At 70.9% G+C, this 21,125-nt stretch carries 25 protein-coding genes and 1 tRNA gene; 14 read left to right on the top strand and 12 right to left on the bottom strand.

What is annotated here, in order from left to right; all coding sequences use genetic code 11:
* Window positions 1–53: 53 nt before the first annotated feature.
* Together JJQ90_RS09685 and JJQ90_RS09680 are read left to right on the top strand one after the other, a co-directional pair.
* Complete coding sequence (locus JJQ90_RS09685) at window positions 54–443, top strand: hypothetical protein (protein WP_216874734.1); 390 nt, start codon at window positions 54–56, stop codon at window positions 441–443.
* Between the two features lie 20 nt (window positions 444–463).
* On the top strand, window positions 464–1,006 hold the full coding sequence (locus tag JJQ90_RS09680; protein WP_216874732.1) for a hypothetical protein: 543 nt from the start codon (window positions 464–466) through the stop codon (window positions 1,004–1,006).
* Here the strand turns inward: JJQ90_RS09680 and JJQ90_RS09675 are convergent.
* The gene (locus JJQ90_RS09675) at window positions 973–1,269 is read right to left on the bottom strand and encodes a hypothetical protein (RefSeq protein WP_216874730.1); all 297 of its coding nucleotides are present in this window, start codon (window positions 1,267–1,269) and stop codon (window positions 973–975) included. The genes JJQ90_RS09680 and JJQ90_RS09675 overlap by 34 nt on opposite strands.
* On the opposite strand from JJQ90_RS09675, the gene JJQ90_RS09670 reads away from it, so the two are divergent.
* The 11 genes from JJQ90_RS09670 (at window position 1,268) to JJQ90_RS09620 (ending at window position 9,547) form a co-directional block, all read left to right on the top strand.
* On the top strand, window positions 1,268–1,585 hold the full coding sequence (locus JJQ90_RS09670) for a hypothetical protein (RefSeq protein WP_216874728.1): 318 nt from the start codon (window positions 1,268–1,270) through the stop codon (window positions 1,583–1,585). The two genes, JJQ90_RS09675 and JJQ90_RS09670, sit on opposite strands and share 2 nt — an antisense overlap.
* Before the next feature lie 67 nt (window positions 1,586–1,652).
* Window positions 1,653–2,873 (top strand): helix-turn-helix domain-containing protein, encoded by a 1,221-nt coding sequence (locus JJQ90_RS09665; protein ID WP_216874726.1) that lies wholly within the window; start codon window positions 1,653–1,655, stop codon window positions 2,871–2,873.
* Window positions 2,870–3,301, top strand: coding sequence for a hypothetical protein (locus JJQ90_RS09660; protein WP_216874724.1), 432 nt, complete (start codon window positions 2,870–2,872; stop codon window positions 3,299–3,301). The genes JJQ90_RS09665 and JJQ90_RS09660 overlap by 4 nt, the downstream gene beginning before the upstream one ends.
* A 223-nt stretch (window positions 3,302–3,524) precedes the next feature.
* Window positions 3,525–3,743, top strand: coding sequence for a hypothetical protein (locus JJQ90_RS09655; RefSeq protein WP_216874722.1), 219 nt, complete (start codon window positions 3,525–3,527; stop codon window positions 3,741–3,743).
* Entirely contained in the window at window positions 3,740–3,940 is a 201-nt protein-coding gene (locus tag JJQ90_RS09650; protein WP_216874720.1) for a hypothetical protein, read from the top strand. Before JJQ90_RS09655 ends, JJQ90_RS09650 begins: the two co-directional genes overlap by 4 nt.
* Complete coding sequence (locus tag JJQ90_RS09645) at window positions 3,937–6,171, top strand: ParB/RepB/Spo0J family partition protein (RefSeq protein ID WP_216874718.1); 2,235 nt, start codon at window positions 3,937–3,939, stop codon at window positions 6,169–6,171. Before JJQ90_RS09650 ends, JJQ90_RS09645 begins: the two co-directional genes overlap by 4 nt.
* Window positions 6,168–7,340: a DNA polymerase III subunit beta gene (locus JJQ90_RS09640; RefSeq protein ID WP_216874716.1), complete on the top strand. Its 1,173-nt coding sequence runs from the start codon at window positions 6,168–6,170 to the stop codon at window positions 7,338–7,340. The genes JJQ90_RS09645 and JJQ90_RS09640 overlap by 4 nt, the downstream gene beginning before the upstream one ends.
* Entirely contained in the window at window positions 7,340–7,453 is a 114-nt protein-coding gene (locus tag JJQ90_RS27270) for a DUF5131 family protein (RefSeq protein WP_216874714.1), read from the top strand. Before JJQ90_RS09640 ends, JJQ90_RS27270 begins: the two co-directional genes overlap by 1 nt.
* Before the next feature lie 234 nt (window positions 7,454–7,687).
* A complete protein-coding gene (locus tag JJQ90_RS09630; protein ID WP_216874712.1) occupies window positions 7,688–8,029 on the top strand; it encodes a hypothetical protein in 342 nt (113 codons plus the stop codon).
* Between the two features lie 50 nt (window positions 8,030–8,079).
* Window positions 8,080–8,379 carry a helix-turn-helix transcriptional regulator gene (locus JJQ90_RS09625; RefSeq protein WP_230410514.1) on the top strand — a complete coding sequence of 100 codons (300 nt, stop codon included), beginning with the start codon at window positions 8,080–8,082 and terminating at the stop codon, window positions 8,377–8,379.
* Window positions 8,336–9,547 (top strand): site-specific integrase, encoded by a 1,212-nt coding sequence (locus JJQ90_RS09620; RefSeq protein WP_216874708.1) that lies wholly within the window; start codon window positions 8,336–8,338, stop codon window positions 9,545–9,547. The genes JJQ90_RS09625 and JJQ90_RS09620 overlap by 44 nt, the downstream gene beginning before the upstream one ends.
* 80 nt (window positions 9,548–9,627) lie before the next feature.
* Here the strand turns inward: JJQ90_RS09620 and JJQ90_RS09615 are convergent.
* The 11 genes from JJQ90_RS09615 to thrS all read right to left on the bottom strand — a co-directional run bounded on the left by JJQ90_RS09615 (window position 9,628) and on the right by thrS (window position 19,472).
* Window positions 9,628–9,704, bottom strand: a tRNA-Arg gene (locus tag JJQ90_RS09615).
* Between the two features lie 133 nt (window positions 9,705–9,837).
* Entirely contained in the window at window positions 9,838–10,950 is a 1,113-nt protein-coding gene (leuB, locus tag JJQ90_RS09610; RefSeq protein ID WP_216874707.1) for a 3-isopropylmalate dehydrogenase, read from the bottom strand.
* An 87-nt stretch (window positions 10,951–11,037) separates the two neighbouring features.
* Window positions 11,038–11,655: a 3-isopropylmalate dehydratase small subunit gene (leuD, locus tag JJQ90_RS09605; protein ID WP_216874706.1), complete on the bottom strand. Its 618-nt coding sequence runs from the start codon at window positions 11,653–11,655 to the stop codon at window positions 11,038–11,040.
* Between the two features lies 1 nt (window position 11,656).
* Window positions 11,657–13,081: a 3-isopropylmalate dehydratase large subunit gene (leuC, locus tag JJQ90_RS09600; RefSeq protein WP_216874705.1), complete on the bottom strand. Its 1,425-nt coding sequence runs from the start codon at window positions 13,079–13,081 to the stop codon at window positions 11,657–11,659.
* Window positions 13,082–13,150: 69 nt separating this feature from the next.
* Entirely contained in the window at window positions 13,151–13,534 is a 384-nt protein-coding gene (rplS, locus tag JJQ90_RS09595) for a 50S ribosomal protein L19 (RefSeq protein ID WP_216874704.1), read from the bottom strand.
* Between the two features lie 25 nt (window positions 13,535–13,559).
* The gene (gene trmD, locus JJQ90_RS09590; protein WP_216874703.1) at window positions 13,560–14,318 is read right to left on the bottom strand and encodes a tRNA (guanosine(37)-N1)-methyltransferase TrmD; all 759 of its coding nucleotides are present in this window, start codon (window positions 14,316–14,318) and stop codon (window positions 13,560–13,562) included.
* Window positions 14,315–14,830 carry a ribosome maturation factor RimM gene (gene rimM / locus JJQ90_RS09585; protein ID WP_216875246.1) on the bottom strand — a complete coding sequence of 172 codons (516 nt, stop codon included), beginning with the start codon at window positions 14,828–14,830 and terminating at the stop codon, window positions 14,315–14,317. The genes trmD and rimM overlap by 4 nt, the downstream gene beginning before the upstream one ends.
* A gap of 32 nt (window positions 14,831–14,862) precedes the next feature.
* Window positions 14,863–15,204 (bottom strand): 30S ribosomal protein S16, encoded by a 342-nt coding sequence (rpsP, locus tag JJQ90_RS09580; protein ID WP_216874702.1) that lies wholly within the window; start codon window positions 15,202–15,204, stop codon window positions 14,863–14,865.
* A gap of 22 nt (window positions 15,205–15,226) precedes the next feature.
* The gene (gene ffh, locus JJQ90_RS09575) at window positions 15,227–16,612 is read right to left on the bottom strand and encodes a signal recognition particle protein (RefSeq protein ID WP_216874701.1); all 1,386 of its coding nucleotides are present in this window, start codon (window positions 16,610–16,612) and stop codon (window positions 15,227–15,229) included.
* Window positions 16,613–16,858: 246 nt separating this feature from the next.
* Window positions 16,859–17,383, bottom strand: coding sequence for a translation initiation factor IF-3 (infC, locus tag JJQ90_RS09570; protein ID WP_216874699.1), 525 nt, complete (start codon window positions 17,381–17,383; stop codon window positions 16,859–16,861).
* Between the two features lie 127 nt (window positions 17,384–17,510).
* Entirely contained in the window at window positions 17,511–19,472 is a 1,962-nt protein-coding gene (gene thrS, locus JJQ90_RS09565) for a threonine--tRNA ligase (RefSeq protein ID WP_216874697.1), read from the bottom strand.
* A gap of 136 nt (window positions 19,473–19,608) precedes the next feature.
* On the opposite strand from thrS, the gene JJQ90_RS09560 reads away from it, so the two are divergent.
* Window positions 19,609–21,108 carry an NYN domain-containing protein gene (locus JJQ90_RS09560; protein WP_216874695.1) on the top strand — a complete coding sequence of 500 codons (1,500 nt, stop codon included), beginning with the start codon at window positions 19,609–19,611 and terminating at the stop codon, window positions 21,106–21,108.
* Window positions 21,109–21,125: the final 17 nt, after the last annotated feature.

The following is a 21,125-nucleotide window of genomic DNA, read 5'->3' as shown; positions in this document are numbered from 1 at the left end:
CACCCCGTCACGTTGCGTGACATTTTTGCCCCCGTCCCCAGACGGAGGCGTCCATGCCCACCCGCACACCCCCACCCGGCACGCAGCTCGTGGCCGGCGCCGGCCTTGCCCGCCCCGCCTTCTGGCCCAGCCCGGCGGGCGAGGGCCGCGAATGGCGCTACGGCAGCAATGCCGGCTCCGCGCACCTCGCGCCCCACCTCACCATCCCGCCACTGCCCCGCGCCACGGCCCAGGCCCTGGCCGCCCCGCGCCAGCCCGGTATCCCGGCGGATGTGGTGCAGCAGATGCTGGAGGCCCTGCGCTCCTTCGACCTGCTGCTGACCACCCAATGCCCGGCGGGTCCTGACAGCGCCCTGGCCCGCGCCCAGGACATCGGCCCCCAAACCCTCGCCACCTGGCGCGCCGCCCGCGCCGCGATCGCGGTTGGGGAGGCCGCGCTGTGATGTCAGAACGCACCCCGCCCGTGGCGCCCGCCTGGCCGCCCCACATCCTCGAAGCCGCCGCCCTGGCGCTGATGACGCCGATGGCGCGCGAGCATGCGGACACCTTCCACGGCGGCAGGCCCGGCCCCGGCCACATCGCCGACGTGCGGCGCGTGCTGGAAGCCGTCGCCCCGCACCTCCCGGCCGCGCGCCAGCCCGGCTTCGACCTTAGGGCATTCGGCGTCGAAAACCGCACGCGCTGCGAGGCGCCGAACGGCTTTGGCCACCGGCTCCACGACTGGTCCCTGTCGGACTGGATGACCGCGACCCTCGGCGAACTCGGCGAGGCCGCGAACATCGCCAAGAAGCTGAACCGGGTGCGCGACGGCCTCGGCCGATTCAACGCGGAAACCGAAGACGCGCTTTGCACCAAGATGGCCGACGAAATCGCCGACTGCGCCATCTATCTCGACCTGATGGCGCAGGCCGCCGGCATCGACCTGGCCACGGCGATCCGCCGCAAGTTCGACCGCACTTCCGCCAAGATCGGCTACGTGGCGGCGCCTGGGGCGCCGGCGCCATGACCCGCTTCACCTTTGCCCCTCCGCCGGAATGCCTCGATTGGAACTGGCAACTGGAGGAGAGCATCCAGGCTGACCTGGATCGCACCACCACGCCCCTCCAGGTCAGCCAGCACCGCTACGCGGCCGGCGTGGCCTACGCCCGCACCGTCGCCATCCAGCTCTGCACCGCCGAACAGGCGGATCAGACCCTGGCCCGCATCGGCCAGATGGCCGCCGAGGCCCTGACCCGCATCGCCGCTTTGCCGGCCGGAGTAACCAGCCATGCCCGACCTCACCCGCACCCTGGCCCGGCTGACCATGCTGCTGCACCACCTGCCGCAGGTCCCACCGCCCTACCATGCCGACGCCCTGCTGATCTCGGCGGAGGCGATCGAGCAATTGGCGGCAGCCCTGCCGCCGGAACATCGCCCGTCCCGCGCCTGGGGCCAGACGCTGGCGCAGCAGCTTCGGCAGGTGGCGGAGACCTGCCAGCGCCTCGCGCCACAGGTGGCCGATGCCCCCTATCCCGCCCAGGCCACCGCCCGCCTGCTGGCCCGCGACCTGCCCGCACCGCGCGGGATCTGGCCCTCGCCGCGCTGATCCTGCTGGGCGCGGCAGCCATCGAGGTCGCGCTCGGCGTAGGCATCATCGTCCAAGGCATGACGCCATGACCCCCGCCACCCACCGGCTGGCCACCCTCCGCCGCCTGTATGACGGCGCGCCCGACGCCGCCCGCCACTACCTCGGCGCCGCGCTGATCGGCGCCGAGCTGATCGCGGAGACCCTGCCCGCCGATCCCGCGCCCTCGCTCGCGACGATGCGCGCCCTTTTTGTCGCCAGCGCCCCGCCGCCGCCCGCCCCGGCGGCCCTCGGCCCGACGGACATGCACGACGCCACCTGCGTCGTCCTGCCGGCCGAGGCAGGGCCATCGGCCGCGAGCATCCTGGCCAACGCCCTCAACATCACCGGCGCTCAGATGGCCGCCGACCTGGCCGCCGCCGACCACACCACCCTGCCCTCCGCCCCGCCGGCCGCCCCGGCCCCGGCGGCGGAGAGCCCGCCGCCCGAGGCGGAAACCGCCCACGCCGCTTGCACGGCCGAGGGCGGAATCGGGCAGAGCCCGCCCGCCGAACCCTCCCCCCACGGCCGGGGCGCAGCGGGTGGAAGCCCCGCCGGCCGGGGCAGTGCCCCCCCCAAGCCGCGGCCTGCGCCAATGGATAGCCCGCGCCGCACCGGCACCACCTGGACCGAGGCGCGCCGCGCCATCCTGACGGCGCGCTACCCGGCCGGCGACCCCATCCAGGACATCACGGCCGCCATCAATGCGGAGCCCGGCCCGACCGTCACCGCGAAGCGGGCCGGCATCCAGGCGGCCAAGATGGGGCTGCGCCGCCCCGCGACGCCGCCGCCCGCGCGCGCCAGGCCGGAACCGGTCAGCAAGGCGCCCGGCACCGCCAGGCCCAGCCCTGCCCCGAAGCCGCCGAAGGCCGAGGCCCCGCCGCCGGCCATCCTGCCGAAGGACGTCGCGGAGGCGCGGGAGATGATGCGGAATTCCAGTTGCGACCACGAAAAGCTCGCCCAGTGGTTTGGCTGGGCGCCGCCGGATGCCAAGCGGATCGCCGCCGAGCTGCTCGACGAAATCGCCAGCGCCGACCGCGACAAGGCGCCTGCCGCCGCGCCGCCAGCGCGCCCCGAGCACGGCCGCCATGGCACCGGGCGACGCGCCGACCTGCCGGCCGAGCACCCGGACAAGGCGGAGGCCCGCGCGATGTTCGCGGGCGGCGGCACCGCCCGCGACATTGCCGCGGACTTCGGCATCCCGCTGGCCACCGTCAGCACCTGGATCGCCGAGTGGCGCCTGTTGGCGCGCACGGCAGGTGCCGCATGACCCGCGCCCGCCCCGCCGCCCAGCAGCCCGATTGGCTGACGCCGGAGCGCGCGGCGCTGCTGCGCACCCTCTGGCCCGCCAAGGACCTGACCGTGCCCGAAATCCGCCAGCGCCTGTCCGCCCTGCCCGGCCCGGATGTTCCGGCACCCGACGCGCTCCGCTGGCAGGCCGCGCGCCGCCTCCGCCTGCCCAACCGGCGCCATCGCCCGCGCGGCCCGCGCGCCGCCAAGGACCTGCCGCAGGACCCGGCGCTGGACGGCCTGTGGCCGCAGGATATCGCGGAGGCGCGCGTTCTGCTGCGCAGGCCCAGCACCGACGCCAGCTACCTCGCCGAGTATTTCGGCTGGCCGCCGGATCGCGCCGTGACCGTCGCCGCCATCCTACGCGACGACCTCGCCAGCGCCGACCGCGACAAGGCGCGCGCCTGATGTTCGCGCCCACCCGCCCCTGCACCACCTGCCGCTGGCCCCATTGCGGGTGGTTCGCCCGCGTTTTCCACGCCCGGAGCAGCGCCCGATGCAATCATCCCTCTTCGCGCCCGCCACACCCCACCGCGCCGACCGCCGAGCCCACGCCGCCCCCGAGGCGCGGTTGCTGGATCCAGCGCCCGCCCGCCACGCCCAGCGGCCCGAGCGGCCAGCTTCACCAGCCGTGACCGCGCTGGCCCTGACGGGTGACGAGCGCCTGGCCCTGGCCAGCATCGCCGCGCTGCTGTCCTGCCGCATGCCGGCGGAGGCGCTGGCCCTGCTGCGCGGCCGGGCGCAGCGCGTCGGCCAGGCCATCGCCGCGGCGATCGAGGCCGGCACCAACCACCTGGCCGCCAGCCGCATGGCCCGCGACCTGCTGGCCGAGGCGGCCCCACGCCGATGACCCCGCGCCGCCCCTGGCCGCCCGAGCCCGCCGAGTTGCTGCCACCCTTCCCCATCCCCGGCCGTCGCCGCCTCGGCACCCCGACCATCCTGGTCGTGCTGCACGACGACGCCACGCGGCAGGACCGCATCGACACAGCCCGGGAGCTGCTGGCCGGCACCGGCCTGACCCTCGCACCGGAGAGCCCGACGCCATGACCGCCCGCCCCAACAGCGGCCTCGCCCTCACCATCCCCCTCGCCTCCATCGTGGTGCCGGAGGATGGGCTGCGCCGGGTGCGCGCGACGGCGCAGCAGGACGCCAACCTGCTGTCCACCGTCCAGGCGCTCGGCCTGCTGGTGCCCATCATCGTGCGCCCGCATCCCGCCGACGCCGCGCTGTGGCTGCTGGTCGACGGGCGCCGCCGCCTTGCCGCCGCCAAGGCCGCCGAGCTGGAGACCATCGCCGCCGTCGAGCGCGCCGACCTGACGGATGCCGACGCCACCGCGATCGAGGCCGCCGCGAACATCCAGCGCGCCGCCCTCGCGCCCGTCGACCAGTGGCGCGCGATCCGGCAGTTGCAGGATCTCGGCTGGACGCTGGACATGGCCGCCGAGGCCCTGGGCCTGTCGCAACGCCTGGCCAGGCGCCTCGACAAACTGTCCCGGCTGCACCCCACCGTGCTGGCCGCCATCGAGGCGCATGGCATGCCGCACGCCGACTACCTGGCCATCATGGCCATGGCCCCGCTCGACGTGCAGGCCGCCGCCATGGCCAAGACGCCGGAGGGCCATGAGCCCGCCTGGCACTTCATCGCCCACGCCTGCAGCCAGCGGCGCATCTTCCGCGAGCGCGCGATCTTCGACACGGACCTCGCCGGCGTGGTGTTCGAGGAGGATCTGTTCGCCGAGCCCGGCACGCCCGCCCAATTCGCCACCACGGACATCGAGGGCTTCATGGAGGCGCAGCGCGCCGCCCTGGCCAAGCGCGTGGAGGATTCGCGCGGCCGGTTGCAGATTGCGACCGTCGACAAGCACGGCGACGCGAAGCTGCCCAAGGGCTGGCAGCACACCGGCGGCTGGACCTTCGGCGATGCGAAGATGCCACGGGGCATCACGGGTTTCGTGTGGGTCGACGCGAACGGCGATGTCCGGTCCGAGGCCGCCCGCGCCCCCGCCACCGAACGCCCCGCGACAAGGGTCAAGGCGCCCCTGCCCGCCGGCCACGACACACCGCCGGCCGAGGACACGCCGGAGCCCGACGCCGGGCGCGGCGATGACCATGATGATGATGATGATGCCGACGCCGGCGAGGCCGACGAACCGCCGCCGCCGCCCGCACCCAAGCCGCGCCTGACCGAGGCGGGCCGCCAACTGCTGGCGGAGCTGCGCACCGATGCCCTGCGCGCCGCGCTCCGCGACCGCCCGGCGCCCGCCACGCCCGCCCTCGCCCTGCTGCTGCTGGCCCTGTCCGCCCGCAACCTGACCGTCCACGGCGAGCGTGGCAACAAATACGGCCGCACGGATTTCGAGGATATCGCCGCCGCCACCTTCGCCGCCTTCGCCGAGCCCGACGCGCGCCGTCATCGCGAGATGCTCGACCACATCGCGCGGGAGGCCGTCGCCCGCATCCTGATCTGCGACCAGACCAAGGCTGGCAATGGCAGCGGCCCCGCCGCGGAATGGATCGGCATGCTGGTCGGCGCCGGCGCCGTGATGCCGCGCCTCGATCGCGCGGACCTGCTGGCCACCCTCTCCGCCGACACGCTGCGCGAGCTGGCCCAGGCCGCCGAGATCAAGCCCGGCAAGGTCGGCACCATGCGCGCCGCCCTGACCGGCAACACCCCGAACATGCACCTGGCCGAGACCGCCTTCGGCGCGCCCCTGCCGGAGCTGGAGCCCGAGCCCGCGCCCTGCGACCGCGCCGCCGGCGCCGACCGCTGCCATTGCGGCTGGAGGACCAGCGACGGCGACACGGCCGAGGACTGCGCGCTGGCCACCTGGCAGGCCCAGATGCGCCGGCTAGGCCTGGCCCGCGCGCCTGAGCCGCCGCCCGCGCCACCGCCCGAGGCCCCGCGCGCCTGCCCCTGGGATGGCGCCAGCCCCTGCCCCGCCCGCGCCGAGGATCACTGCCAGCACGCCTGCGACCGCCGCGCCGCCTACGACCGCTGGATCGTGGACGACGCCGCGCGCGCGACGCGCCAGCAGCACGAGGCCCAGCGCGCCGCCGACGCCACCGTGTTCGACGCGCCACGCGACCCGGTCACCTGCGGCTGGGACGGCGAGACGATCTGCCGGGATGAGGGCACGACCGTCTGCCACAAGCTGTGCGACCGCCACGCCAAATACGCCACCTGGGTGACCACTCCCATCGGCAAGGCCGCCCGTCGCCGCCTGGACAACGCGGAGGCCCGCAAGCGCATGCGCGAAGGCCGAAGGATCGCACCATGACCGCCCGCCGCAAGCCCGCCGCCGAGCCCGGTGGCGAAGTGCAACTGACCGCCGAAGATCTCCGCGCCGTGCTGGCCGCCGCCAACCAGGGCGCGGAGCGCAAGGCCACCGTGCCCATCCTCGCCAACGTGCTGATCGCCGCGACCGGCGGCCGGCTGACCGTGACCGGCACGGACATGGAGATCCACGTCACCGCCTCCACCGATGCCGACGGCGACCTGTCGCCGGCCACCGTCAATGCCGAGCGCCTGATGGGACTGGTGGCGTCGGCGGACTCGGCCGAGACGGCGACACTGACGATGGACTGCGATGGCGACGCGCTCATTCTGCGCATCGGCAGCCTCCGCGCGCGGCTGATGACCCTGCCGGTGGAGGACTTCCCGAGCGTCACCCGCAAGCGCGGCAAGGCCTGGGAGGTGGACGCCGCCGAGCTGCGCCGCCTGCTGACCCGGCCGGCGCATGCGATCTCCACGGAGACCGCCCGCTACTACCTCAACGGCATCTATCTGCACCTGCGGCAGGATGGCGCCACCCGAATCCTGGCAGGCAGCGCCACCGATGGGCACCGCCTGTTCGTGGCGCTGGCGGATGCCCGCGCCTCGGCAGCGGCGCCGGCGGACATGCCCGGCATGATCGTGCCCCGCGCCACCTGCGGCGCCCTGGCGGCGCTGCTGGAGGGCGAGGCGACCGGCGCCGCGGTGGAGGTGACCGCCACCGACAACCTGCTGTCGGTCGCCGGCCGGGACTGGCAGATGGACAGCAAGCTGATCGACGGCCAGTTCCCGGAATACGACCGGGTGATTCCCGCGCCGGGCGGCACCGTGCTGCATGTGCCCGCCCCGGGGACGCTCGCCAAGCACATCACCACGGTCAGCATCATGGGCGAGGGCAAGGCCAAGCCGGTGCGGCTCGGCGCGGCCGAGGACGGCCTGGGCGTGACCCTGCAAGGCGCCTCGCTGGATGCCGGCGAGGCGACGATCGACCTGTCGGACACCGTGGCGGTGTGGGAGGCGCCGGGCGGGCCGCCCCTTAGCATCCAGGCCCGCTACCTGCGCGACCTCTGCGCCGCCCTGCCGAACGGATTCCGCGCGCAGATCAAGGCGAGCGACACGCCGGCGCTGATCCAGGAGGATGACGCGATCGCGGTCCTCATGCCGATGAGGGTGTGATGGGCCAGGACAGCAAGATCGAATGGACCGACCACACCTTCAACCCGTGGTCCGGGTGCCTCCGCGTCAGTCCAGGCTGCGACAACTGCCGGCGGCAGGGGTGGTGCCCGTGACGCCGGCCGCCAACCCCATCCGCGGTGACCAAGCCGACAGGCGTAGCTGCGCCACCTGTCGGTACTGGGGCACTGCGCCCGCGACCAACGTGCCCGCGTCGCTGGTGAAATGGATGCCGGGAGACCCTTCCGCTTACCGTTGGTGCCATCAGGACACCACGCCAGAGCATATCGCAGCCGGAGACGCCACGGTCAGCACAGCCGCAGGGCTCTGCGATGGATATGAGGCAGCCGATGCCTAACCCTAGCCCCATCCACGGCGACGCCCGCGCCGCCCGCGTGATCCAGCAGGCCAGGGAGCTGCGTGCCGCATCCGAGCCTCTGGCCCGCGCCTTCCTGGCCGGCCTCCGCGCCGCCGAGCAGGCCTGCCGCGACCGTGCCGACACGCATTACGAGGCCAGCGATCGCGCAGCCGGCACCACCCGTGCCGCCGAGAATCAGCGCGCCGCCGAGGCCATCGCCTGCGCCGAGCGGCTGCTGGACCTCTCCATCACCGCCGCCCGCGCCACCGGCCAGCCCCTGGCCGGCAAGCGCAGCATCCGGACGCTGCTGGCGCGGCTGACGGGGGCCAAATGACCGCTCGCGCCACACCTGGCGCCGGCCGCAGGGCCGCGCTGCCGCCGGGTATGGAGCCCCGCTATCTGTCGCGCGAGGAGGCGGCGGCCTATCTCGGCGTCTCGCTCGACACCTTCCTGGGCGAGGTCGCCCGGGGGGAATGGCCGCCGCCCCGGCTTCGCGGCGCCGAGGGCCAGCGGTTGACATGGGACCGCCGGGCGCTGGACGCTGCGGCCGACCAGGCCTCCGGCCTCTGCCCATCGCCCCCCGAGGTCGCGGCCGCGATGCGGGCGGGCGCGGAGGCGGCAGCCATTGCGGGAGCGCAGAATGCCCAGGCCGGTAAGCAGCGGGCTCAACGCCGTCAGGCGTAAGCTGGCGGACGGAACCACCACGACCGACTTCTACCACCGCCGATCCGGCGCCCTGCTGGGCCGGGAGCGGGACGGCATGACGCGCGACCAGGCCGTGGCCCTGTCCACCGCCCGCGAAGCGCCAGAGGCTCCGCGCCGCCCGCCGACCGGCAGCTTCGGGGAACTGGCCGCGCTGTACCTGGGCAGCACCGGCTACGGCAAAAAGGCGCCGAGGACCAAGGCGGAATATGCCGACCATATCGAGATCCTGCGCGAGGCCTGGGAAGCTGTGCCCCTGGCCGGCATTACCCGGAAGGCCGTGGCGGTGTTCCACGCCGGCTACCGGGATCGCCCCTTCCGCGGCAACGCCATCCTCCGCACCCTCCGCCTGGTGCTGAACTACGGGAAGGATGAGCTGCAACTGCCGGAACTGGCGCAGAACCCGGTGGAGGGGTTCGAGATGTTCGACACACGCCCTCGCGACCAGGTCTGGCCGCAGCATCACATTGATGCCGTGCTGCAGATCGCCAGCGAGCTGGACATGCCTCGGGTACGCAAGGCGATGGCGCTGCTGCTGTACAGCGTGCAACGGCTCTCGGATGTGCTGGCCATGGGCACGCCGATGGTCTGGGTTGGGGAGGGGCGCACCTGGATCCGGCTGCGCCAGGCCAAGACGGGCGCGCTGCTGGACGTGCCGTGCCATGCCGTCCTGGCCGAGGAGATGCTGCGGCCGGAACCTGCGCCGCCGCGAATCCGGAAGGGCACCTCAGCATCCACGCTGCTGCTGCCCAGCCCCACCGGCCTGCCCTGGAGCCGTCGGAATTTCTCGCGAACCTGGGACCGGGTGATTGATCGGGTGAACCTGCGCCTGGCGCGGCAGGCGATGCGCGCCCGCGGCGGCCTGCCCCGCAACCGTGACGGCCGCGCCAAGGCCAAGGCCATCATCCGCGCCGGGCTGATTCTGGATCTGCAACGCCGAGACCTGCGGCGGACCGGGGTAGTGCAGATGGCACTGGCCGGCGCCACCGTGCCGCAGATCGCCGCCATCGCCGGCTGGAAGATCGACTACACGCAGGCGATCATCGACACCTACCTGCCCCGCCGGCGTGACGTGGCCGCCCTGGCGATGGATGCGTGGGAGGCGGCGCCCGGCCCAAGCGTTATCCCCATGGCGCCGCGCCGCCGATAGCTGTTGCACAACGCCTCAGACGTTCTGCAACCATTGTGCAACAGGCTGACAGCCGGCCGTCGCTAAGGGATTGGAAAACCTGGCGGACCCGAAGAGATTCGAACTCCTAACCCCCAGATCCGTAGTCTGGTGCTCTATCCAATTGAGCTACGGGTCCCGCGCAGGTGCCGGTAAATAGCGGGGGAGCCGGGGGGACGCAACCCCGCGGAGACAGATTCCAGGGCAAAAAAAATCCGCCGGCGCGATCGCGTCCGGCGGATTTGTTGCTTGCGATTCAAGTGCTTCTGAGGTCAGGCGGAGAGCTTCTCCAGCTCCCGCAGCACCGCCTCGCCCATCACCGTGGTGCCGACGCGGGCCATGCCCGGGGCCATGATGTCGGCGGTGCGCAGGCCGCCGGCCAGCACCTTCTCGACCGACTTCTCGATCAGCGTCGCATCCTCATCCATGTCGAAGGACAGGCGCAGCAGCATGGCGAAGGACAGGATCTGCGCGCAGGGATTGGCGATGCCCTTGCCGGCGATATCCGGCGCGCTGCCATGGATCGGCTCGTACAGCGCATGGCGGCGGCCATCGGCCTGCACGGCGCCGATGGTGGCGGAGGGCAACATGCCGAGCGAGCCCGTCAGCGCCGCCGCGAGGTCCGACAGCACGTCGCCGAACAGGTTGCCGCCGAGCACCACGTCGAACTGCTTCGGCCGGCTGGCCAGCTGCATGGCGCAGTTGTCGGCATACATGTGCTCCAGCTCGACGTCGGGGTATTCGGCCTTGCCGACCTCACCCACCACGGCGCGCCACAAGCGGCCGGACTGCATGACATTCGCCTTCTCGACGCTCGTCACCTTGTTGCGGCGCTTGCGCGCCAGGTCGAAGGCCACGCGGGCAACGCGGGAAATCTCGTCCTCGGAATAGACCTCGGTGTCGATGCCGACGCGCTTGCCCTGCTCATTCACATGGATGCCGCGCGGCTCGCCGAAATAGATGCCGCCGGTCGTCTCGCGCACGATCATGATGTCGAGGCCGCGGACGAGATCGGCCCGCAGGGCGGAAGCCTCCACCAGCGGGGCCAGCACCACGGCCGGGCGCAGATTGGCGAAGAGCTGCAGATCCTTGCGCAGCCGCAAAATGCCGAGTTCCGGCCGCTGGTCGAAGGGCAGGCTGTCCCATTTCGGGCCGCCGACGGAGCCGAACAGCACCGCATCGGCGGCGCTGGCCGCGGCCACCGTCTCATCCGGGCAGGGAGAGCCGGTAGCGTCCAGCGCGGCGCCGCCGACCAGGCCCTCATTGATGTCGAAGGTCACGCTGCGACGGCGGTCCATCCAGTCGATGATGCGGCGCACTTCGCGCATCACTTCCGGCCCGATGCCGTCGCCGGGCAGGATGAGGAGCTTTTTGTTGGCGGGCATCTTGGCGTTCATCCTGGTCAGGGGAGTCGGAAAGACCCTGCCCGACCGCCCAGGCGCCGCCAGAGCCGGTCAGGCAGGTCCTTGGTCTCAGGCCTCGGCATACAGCCAGGGCTGGGCGGCGCGCTGCTTCGCCTCGAAGCTGTCGATCGCCGGGGCGTGCTGAAGCGTCTGGCCGATATCGTCCAGGCCGTTCAGCAGCAGGTGGCGGCGGAAGGGGTCGATCTGGAAGGGAATTTCCTCGCCGTTGGGGCGCACCACCACCTGGCGTTCCAGATCCACCGTCAGGCGCGCATTGCCGCCCATCCGCGCATCTTCCATCAACTGCTCGCAGACCGCGCGCGGCAGGGCCACCGGCAGCACGCCGTTCTTGAAGCTGTTGGAATGGAAGATATCGGCGAAATCCGGCGCGATGACGCAGCGGATGCCGAAATCCAGCAGCGCCCAGGGCGCATGTTCGCGGGAGGAGCCGCAGCCGAAATTGTCGAAGGCGATCAGGATTTCCGCGTGGCGATACGGCTCCTGGTTCAGGACGAAGTCGGGATTCTCCGACCCGTCCTCCCGGTAGCGCATATTGGCGAAGAGGCTCTTGCCCAGGCCGGTGCGGGCGATGGTCTTCAGGAAGCGCGCCGGGATGATCTTGTCGGTGTCGATATTGGCGGCCGGCATCGGCGCGGCCACGCCGGTGAGTGTGGTGAAAGCCCGCATCTCACACGCCCTCCTTGATCTCGACCTTGCGGATATCGACCAGATGGCCGTGCACCGCCGCCGCCGCGGCCATGGCCGGGGAGACGAGATGCGTGCGGCCGCCCGGGCCCTGGCGGCCCTCGAAATTGCGGTTCGAGGTGCTGGCGCTGCGCTGGCCCGGGGTCAGCTTGTCCGGATTCATGCCGAGGCACATGGAGCAGCCGGCCTCCCGCCATTCGAAGCCGGCCGTCTTCAGGATGACGTCCAGCCCCTCATCCTCCGCCTGCTTCTTCACCAGGCCGGAGCCGGGGACGACCAGGGCGCGCACGCCCTCCGCCACCTTGCGGCCACGGGCCACGGCGGCTGCGGCGCGGATGTCCTCGATGCGGGAATTGGTGCAGGAGCCGATGAAGGCGACGTCGATCTTCAGCCCTTCCAGCTTCTGGCCGGGCTGAAGGTCCATGTACTGCAGCATCCGCGCCATCTGCGCGCGGCGGTCCTCATCCTCGACCAAGGCCGGGTCGGGCACTTCGCCGGTGATCGGCAGCACGGCCTCGGGGTTCGTGCCCCAGGTGACCTGCGGCGCGATCTCGGCGGCGTCGAGCACCACTTCCTTGTCGAAATGCGCACCCTCATCGGTCGGCAAAGTGGACCACCAGGCGACGGCGCGGTCGAAGGCCTCGCCCTTTGGTGCGAAGGGGCGGCCCTTCACATAGTCGAAGGTGGTCTGGTCCGGTGCCACCATGCCGGCGCGGGCGCCGGCCTCGATGGTCATGTTGCAGAGCGTCATGCGCCCGGCCATGTCGAGGGCACGGATCGCCTCGCCGGCATATTCGATGACATGGCCGGTGCCGCCGCCGGTGCCGATCTTGCCGATGATGGCCAGCACGATGTCCTTGGCGGTGCAGCCCGGCGTCAGCGTGCCGTTCACCGTGACCCGCATGTTCTTCGCCGGCTTCTGGAGCAGCGTCTGGGTGGCCATCACATGCTCCACCTCCGACGTGCCGATGCCGAAGGCGAGCGCGCCGAGCGCGCCATGAGTCGAGGTGTGGCTGTCACCGCAGACCAGCGTCATGCCCGGCAGGGACAGGCCCAGCTCCGGGCCGATCACATGCACGATGCCCTGGCGGATATCGGTCAGCGGGATATAGGGCACGCCGAATTCGACGACGTTCCGCTCCAGCGTCTCGACCTGCTGGCGGCTTTCCGGATCCTCGATGCGGCCGTAGCGGCTGCTGTCGGTGGCGATGTTGTGGTCGACCACCGCAATGGTGGCATCCGGCCGGCGCAGCTTGCGGCCGGCGAGGCGAAGGCCTTCGAAGGCCTGGGGGCTGGTGACTTCGTGGGTGAGGTGCTTGTCGATGTAGAGGACCGCGGTGCCATCCGGCAGCGTATCCACCACATGGGCGTCCCAGATCTTGTCGAACAGCGTGCGTGGCTTGGCCATCGCTTTCCCCTTTGCCTTCTCGCCCCCCAGCCCAAAGGCCCCGCCATCATTGGCGGGGCCGATGCCGGATCAGGCTGCCGCGGTTTCGCGCTTGTCGCGCGCCCGCTCCTCGATGCGCGCGGACTTGCCGGTCCGGCCACGCAGGTAATACAGCTTGGCGCGCCGCACCTTGCCGCGGCGGACCACGATGATCTCCGCCACATTCGGCGAATAGAGCGGGAAGATGCGCTCCACGCCCTCGCCATAGGACAGCTTGCGCACGGTGAAGTTGCTGTTCAGGCCGCGGTTGCTGCGGGCGATGCAGACGCCTTCATAGGCCTGGATACGCGTGCGCTCGCCTTCCACGACCTTCACCATGACGCGGACGGTATCGCCCGCATCGAAGGCCGGGGTCGCCCGGTTGGCGGAGAGGCGCGCCTGCTGGGCGGCCTCGAACTGCTGGAGCAGGTTCATCGGTGGTTCCTTCCAATCATTGCATCTAGGCGGCGGCCGGGTGGCCGTCCAGCCGCCCCGCCTTGGCCGTGTTCTGTTGTTCCGCCATGCGGCGGGAGAATTGGTCCCAGAGGTCCGGCCGCCGCGCGCGGGTCGCGGCCTCCGCCTCGGCGCGGCGCCAGCGTGCGACCTCGGCATGGTGGCCGGAGAGCAGCACGTCCGGCACGCGCCGGCCCTGCCATTCGGCAGGGCGGGTATAATGCGGGTATTCCAGCAGGCCCTCGGCGCCGTGGCTTTCCTCCGCCGCGCTGGCCGCCCCGCCCATCACCCCCGGCAGCAGCCGGATGCAGGCATCGAGCAGCAGCAGCGCCGCGGGTTCGCCGCCGGACAGCACGAAGTCCCCGGCGGAGACCTCGACCATGTTCCGGGCCTCGATCACCCGCTGGTCGACGCCTTCGTAGCGACCACACAGCACCACCACGCCGGGACCGGCCGACAGGTCACGAACCAGCGCCTGGTCCAGCAGCCGCCCGCGGGGCGTCAGATAGACCAGCGGCGCGTCGGGATTGGCCGCCGTCGCCGCTTCGCAGGCCGCGTCCAGCACATCCGGCCGCATCACCATGCCGGCGCCGCCACCGAAGGGGGTGTCGTCCACCGTGCGGTGCCTGTCCGTGGCGAAGCCGCGGATATCCATCGCCTCCAGCGCCCAGCGCCCCTCCCGCAACGCCTTGCCCGCGAGGGACAGACCGAGCGGGCCGGGGAACATCTCCGGGAAAAGGGTCAGGATGGTGGCCCGCCAGCTCACGCCGCGTCCTCCCCGGCTTGCGGGGCGACGATCACCTCGGCCGGCGGTGCGACCACCACCCGGCCCGCGGCGATATCCACCACCGGCACCACCTTCTTCGTGAAAGGCAGCAGCACTTCCCCGGCCGGGCCATCGATCACCAGGAAGGCCCCGGCGCCGTGATCCTCCACCGCGCGGATGGTGCCCAGCGTGGCGCCGTCCTCGGTCAGTGCGGGCAGCCCCTCCAGGTCACAGAGGAAGAACTCCTCCGGATCCTCAGGCGGCGGCAGGCGGTCGCGTTCGGCATAGAGCTTGATGCCGGTCAGCTTCGCGGCCTGGTCGCGATCCGCCACTCCCTCGATACGGGCGAGCCCGTCCGGCAGGGCGGTCAGCGCGATGCGGCGCGTGCCTTCGGCATCGGTCAGGGGACCGTAATTGGCGATGGCCATCGGGTCGGCGGTGAAGGCGCGCAGGCGCAGCAGGCCGCGCACGCCATGCGGCCGCCCGATCTCCCCCACCAGCACCCGTTTCACCCGCGCCACGGCCTAAGGCCCCCTGTCCTGCCTCAGCCCGCCGCGGCGGCGTTGGCGGCGGCGCGTTCCTGCGCCTTCTTCTTCGGCAGCGACTGCTTCGGCTGCTCGGCGAAGACCGGCATCGGCGCGAGGCCGGCATGGCCGAGGAACTTGGCGACGCGATCGGTCGGCAGCGCGCCGACCGACTTCCAATGCGCGATGCGCTCGGCGAACAGACGCACCCGCTCCGGATGGTCGGAGGGCAGCATCGGGTTGTAGCTGCCCAGCTTCTCGATGAAGCGGCCGTCGCGCGGGCTGCGGCTGTCCGCCACCACGATGTGGTAGTAGGGGCGCTTCTTGGCGCCGGCGCGCGCGAGGCGGATCTTGAGGCCCATGAGGGTTACCTTCTCCTGATCTTCAAAACGGTCGTTTGTTACCAAGGCCGGGCATCAGCGAGGCGAGACCGCCGCGCATCATCCCCTTCTGGCCCATCTTGTTCATCCGCTTCATCATGTCCGACATGTCGTCGAACTGCTTCAGCAGGCGATTCACTTCCTGCACCGTGGTGCCGGAGCCGGCGGCGATGCGCTTCTTCCGCGATGCCTTGATGAGATCCGGCTTGCGCCGTTCCTTCATCGTCATCGAGGAGATGATCGCCGACTGGCGCTTCAACATGGACTGGTCAAGATTGGCGTTCTCGATCTGCGCCTTCATCTTGCCGATGCCGGGCAGCATGCCGAGGATGCCGGAGAGCGAGCCCATCTTGCCGATCTGCTTGATCTGCTGGGCATAGTCCTCGAGGTCGAAAGACCCCTTCTGCATCTTCTTGGCGAGCTTTTCCGCCTCGGCCTGGTCGATGGTCTCCGCCGCACGCTCGACGAGGGAGACGATGTCGCCCATGCCGAGGATGCGGTTGGCGATGCGGTCGGGATGGAAGTCTTCCAGCGCATCCAGCTTCTCGCCGGCACCCAGCAGCTTGATCGGCGCGCCGGTGACGGCCCGCATGGACAGTGCCGCGCCACCGCGCGCATCGCCATCGACGCGCGTCATGACGATGCCGGTGACGCCGACCTGTTCGTTGAAGGCGCGCGCCGTCTGCACCGCGTCCTGGCCGGTCATGGCATCGACCACCAGCAGCGTCTCATGCGGTTTTGCGAATGCCTTCACCGCGGCCACTTCGGCCATCAACTCGGCGTCGATGGAAAGGCGGCCCGCCGTGTCGAGGATGACCACGTCGAACAACTCGCGCCGCGCCACGTCCATGGCACGCGCCGCGATCTCCAGCGGCCGCTGGCCCATGACGATCGGCAGGCAGGTGACCTCGGCGCGATCCGCCAATTGCTGCAACTGCAACTGCGCCGCCGGGCGATGCACGTCGAGCGAGGCCAGCAGGACCTTCTTGCGATCCCGCACCCGCAGCCGCAGCGCGATCTTGCCGGAGGTCGTGGTCTTGCCGGAGCCCTGGAGGCCGACCATCAGGATCGGCAACGGGGACGGCGCATTCAGGTCGATGCCGCGCTTGCCGTCATCGCCTTCGCCACCACCCAGCGCCTCAACCAGCGCGTCGTTGACGATCTTGATGACCTGTTGGGCAGGGGAGACGCTGCGGATGACTTCCTGGCCCACGGCGCGGTCGCGCACGCGGTTCACCAGGTCCTTCACCACCGGCAGGGCGACGTCGGCTTCCAGCAGCGCGATGCGGACTTCCCGCAGCGCCTCCTGGACATCGGCATCCGACAGCGCGCCACGACGGCGCAGCTTGTCGAAAACCCCTGTCAGCCTGTTGCCCAACGCCTCGAACATCGTGGCGGAAACACCCCTTGCGGTCCCTGCGCTCACCCCAAACGAAATCGCGCCGCTGCGCGAGCCTTCGCGGAGCGACGGAGCCGATCCGCACGAGGCGGGCCGACCAATGCATCAGGGGTGACCTGATCGGCGCTTCCTACCCCCCCGGGACCGGGCGGGTCAAGCGGCGCGCCAGCCGCCTGCCCCATTGGCTGCCCCGCGCGGGGCGCGGACCAGCCAGAAGGGAGCCAAACGTCCAGGCGCCTATTTCGGCGCGAGCACCATGATCATCTGGCGATTTTCCAGGCGCGGCATGGATTCCACCTTCGTGGCCTCCGCCAGCTCCGTCCGGATCCGGTCCAGCACCTTCAGGCCGAGGTCCTGATGCGCCATCTCGCGGCCGCGGAAGCGGAGCGTGACCTTCACCTTGTCGCCCTCGCCGATGAATTCCTTCATCTGGCGCATCTTCACGTCGTAATCGTGGTCGTCGATATTCGGACGAACCTTGATTTCCTTCAGCTCGACAACCTTCTGGCGCTTGCGCGCCTCGTTGGCCTTCTTCTGCTGTTCATATTTGTACTTGCCGTAATCCGTGATCTTGCAGACCGGCGGGACGGCATTCGGGCTGATCTCGAGCAGGTCAAGGCCGACCTCATAAGCCCGCAGCAGTGCATCGCGCGCCGACATCACCCCGATCATTTCACCGTCCTGATCGATCAGGCGGACCTGGGGTACACGGATGTCTTCATTGACCCGCGGGCCGTCGCGCGTCGGCAACTGGGCGGGCATCGGACCTCGGGCTATAGCGCTCTCCTGTCGTCGTTCAAGGCGTAATCGGGCTTGTTATGGCGATGCGACCCCGCCGAAGCAAGCGGGCGCCGCGCGCCACGGGCGCGCGACTCCGTAAAATATGGCATTATTGCGCCGCAATATCCGCCATTGCGGCCTCGGCCAGGTCCGGCGCCGTGGCTTCCGCCACCAGCCGGGCGACTGCCTCTGCAAGCGGCAGGCTCTCCTGCTCCCGCCCCGGAAGGCGGCGCAGGACCAGCATGCCCTCCTCCGCCTCCCGCCGCCCGACCACGGCCAGCACCGGCACGCGCTGGGCGATGTGGTCCGGCACCTTGCGGTTGATCTTTTCGTTCCGCAGGTCGAGCTCCACCCGCAGCCCGGCCTTGGCGAGCGCCGCCGCCGCCTTGCGCGCATAATCGTCGGCATCCGAGACGATGGTCGCCACGACCACCTGCACCGGCGCCAGCCACAGCGGGAAGCGCCCCGCATGCTGCTCGATCAGGATGCCGAGGAAGCGCTCGAAGCTGCCCAGGATCGCCCGGTGCAGCATGACCGGCCGCTTGCGGGTGCCATCCTCCGCCGCATAGACAGCATCCAGCCGCTCCGGCAGCACGAAGTCCACCTGCAGGGTACCGCATTGCCAGTCGCGGCCGATGGCGTCGCGCAGCACGAATTCCAGCTTCGGGCCGTAGAAGGCGCCCTCCCCCGGGTTCAGCTCATACGCCACGCCGGCGACGGCGCAGGCCTCCTTCAGCGCGCCCTCGGCCCGGTCCCAGGTGGCGTCGTCGCCGGCCCGCACCGCGGGGCGATCCGAGAACTTCACCCGGAACTCGGAAAAGCCGAGGTCGCGGTAGACGCCCGACAGCAGCGCCACGAACTGCACCGTCTCATCCGCGATCTGGTGCTCCTCGCAGAAGATATGCGCATCGTCCTGGGTGAAGGCGCGCACGCGCATGATCCCGTGCAGCGCGCCCGAAGGCTCGAAGCGGTGGCAGGCGCCGAATTCGGCCATGCGCAGCGGCAGTTCGCGGTAGCTGCGGACGCCCTGGTTGAAGATCTGCACATGGCAGGGGCAGTTCATCGGCTTCAGCGCATAGGTGCGGTCCGCCTCGTCCTTGTCCTCGACCTTGGCGAGGAACATGGCGTGGCGGAATTTCTCCCAATGCCCCGATTCCTCCCACAACCGGCGGTCCACCAGCTGCGGTGTCTTCACCTCCTGGTAGTCGGCCTGGTCCAGGCGGCGACGCATATAGTCTTCCACCGTCCGGTACAGCTTCCAGCCCTTCGGGTGCCAGAAGACGCTGCCGGTGGCTTCCTCCTGGAGATGGAACAGGCCCATTTCCTTGCCGATGCGGCGGTGGTCGCGCTTTTCCGCCTCCTCGACCTGAAGGAGGTAGGCATCCAGCTCCTTCTGGTCGCGCCAGGCGGTGCCGTAGATGCGGCTCAGCACCGGGTTCTCGGACTTGCCGCGCCAATAGGCGCCGGCGACCTTGGTCAGCTTGAAGGCGGTGCCGACATCGCCGGTGGAGCGCATATGCGGCCCGCGGCAAAGGTCGATCCAGTCGCCCTGGCTGTAGAGGCTGATCTCCACGCCCTCCGGCAGGTCGCGGATCAGCTCGACCTTGAAGGCCTCGCCCTTCTTCTCGAACAGCGAAGTGGCTTCCGCACGCGAAACCACACTGCGCTTGAACGCGGCATTTCGGGCGACGATCTCCCGCATCCGCCCTTCGATCGCGGCGAAGTCCTCGACGCTGAAGGGCTGATTGCGGAAAAAGTCGTAATAGAAGCCGTTCTCGATGGTCGGGCCAATCGTCACCTGGGTGCCCGGAAACAGGTCCTGCACCGCCTCCGCCAGCACATGGGCGGTGTCGTGGCGGATCATCTCCAGCGCCTCGGGGTCGCGGCGGGTGATGAAGCGCAGGCTGGCATCGGCCGAAATCTCGTCCGACAGGTCGCGCAGCACGCCGTCCACCATCATGGCGAGGGCGGCCTTGGCCAGGCCGGGGCCTATGCCGGCGGCGACCGTCGTGCCCGAGACGGGCCCGGCGAAGTCGCGGACAGAACCGTCAGGCAGGGTGATCGCGGGCATCGGGATACAAGGCTCCTGGTCTGTGCCATAAAGGGCGCGGACCATGACCAGCCTGCCGCCTTGCCGTCAAGGCGACTTCCGACATGACTGCCCCCTGATGACCAGAATGCCGACACTCCTTCGGCCGGATGACTCCATGACCCCACAAGAACAGCCGCCCCGCGCGGCGCTCTACGTTGATTTCGACAATGTCTTCATGGCGCTGCTGCGATGGGATGAAAGGGCCGCCTACGCCTTCGGCGAACGCCCCGACGCCTGGCTCGCCTGGCTGGAAGGGCGCGGCGAAAGCGGCCCGCCGGCCACCCGGCGCACGCTGGTGCGGCGCTGCTACCTCAATCCCGGCGGATATCATGATTTCCAGCCGGGCCGCCCGGTGGCGCGCTACCGCGCCACGCGGGACCTGCGCAACCGCGCCTATTTCTCGGAATTCCGCGCCAATTTCGTCCAGGCCGGCTTCGACGTGGTGGATTGCCCGCCGGTCGCCTGGCTGAAGAACAGCGCCGACATGAAGATGGCGCTGGATATCCGGGAGGCGCTGGACCACCGCACGCGCTTCGATGAATTCGTGCTGCTCTCGGGCGACAGCGACTTCCTGCCGGCGCTGGCCCGGCTGCGGGCGCATGACCGGCGCATCACCATTCTGGCGCAGGACACGGCCAAGGCCGCCTATCTGGCGGCTGCGGACCTGGTGGTCGGCCTCGATGAATTCGCGCATGAGGGCATGGGCAACCTGCCCATCGCCCAGGTCAGCGCCGCGGCCCCCACCCCTGCCCCACCCCAGCGCGGCCCGGATGCGGCGGATCTGCGTGGCCAGGTGCTGGCCTGGCTGCGGGATGCGCTGGCGCGCAGCCCGGCCGGTGCGCTGCGCCTGGCCGATCTCGGCCAGACCCTGCCGCGCACCTTTCCGGCGCTGCGGCAGACCGACTATGCCGGCGCCGGCTCGCTCGGCGCGCTGATCGAAAGCGCGCAGGATCCGCGGCTGTCGCTTTCCGGCCCCCCCGCCCGGCGCTGGGTCTTCGATGCCGAGCGCGGCGGCGCCCCGGCCGAGGAAACGGCCCCCGAGGCGGAGGCGGAGCCGGCTGCCGTCCCACAGGTCGAGGCCCCACAGGTCGAGGCCCCATCGGTGGAGGAGGCCTCCGCGCCCGCGGCGGTGGCGGAGGAACGGCCCACACCGCAACCCCCCGCTTCCGAACCCTCAGCACCGGATGAGCTGACTCCCGAGGCCGCGGCGATGGAGGCCGCGCTGCTGCTGCGCGACCTGCTCTGGGGCTCCCGCGACCCCAAGGGCCTGCCGCATGACCTGCCCGCCTTCACCCCGGCCGAGATCGGCTTCCTGCTGCCCGCCATCGCCGCCGCTTTGCCGCTGGAGCCCGTCAGCGCCGCGCCCGAACTGGCGGAAGCCGCCGCCGCCCAGGGGCTGTACATCTCGGCGCGGGAGGTGACGGCGCTGCTGCGCTGGCTGATGCGCGGCTATGTGAAGCTGCATGAGCCGGTGGGGCCGGAAGGCACCGCGCGCCTCGCCCGGGTGCTCTACGCCACCCTGCTCAACACCACGCGCGGCCTGGGCGAAAAGCTGTCTGAGGTGGAGATGGAGGCGCTGCGCGCCTGGGCGCATGGCGGCGTCCCTGCCGGCTGACAGGCCTTGATGGAATC

Origin of the sequence: Falsiroseomonas oleicola (genome assembly GCF_019029495.1) — a bacterium.
GTDB lineage: Bacteria > Pseudomonadota > Alphaproteobacteria > Acetobacterales > Acetobacteraceae > Falsiroseomonas > Falsiroseomonas oleicola.
Note: the sequence above shows the minus strand (reverse complement) of the source record. Positions and strands in the feature narration are given on the sequence as shown.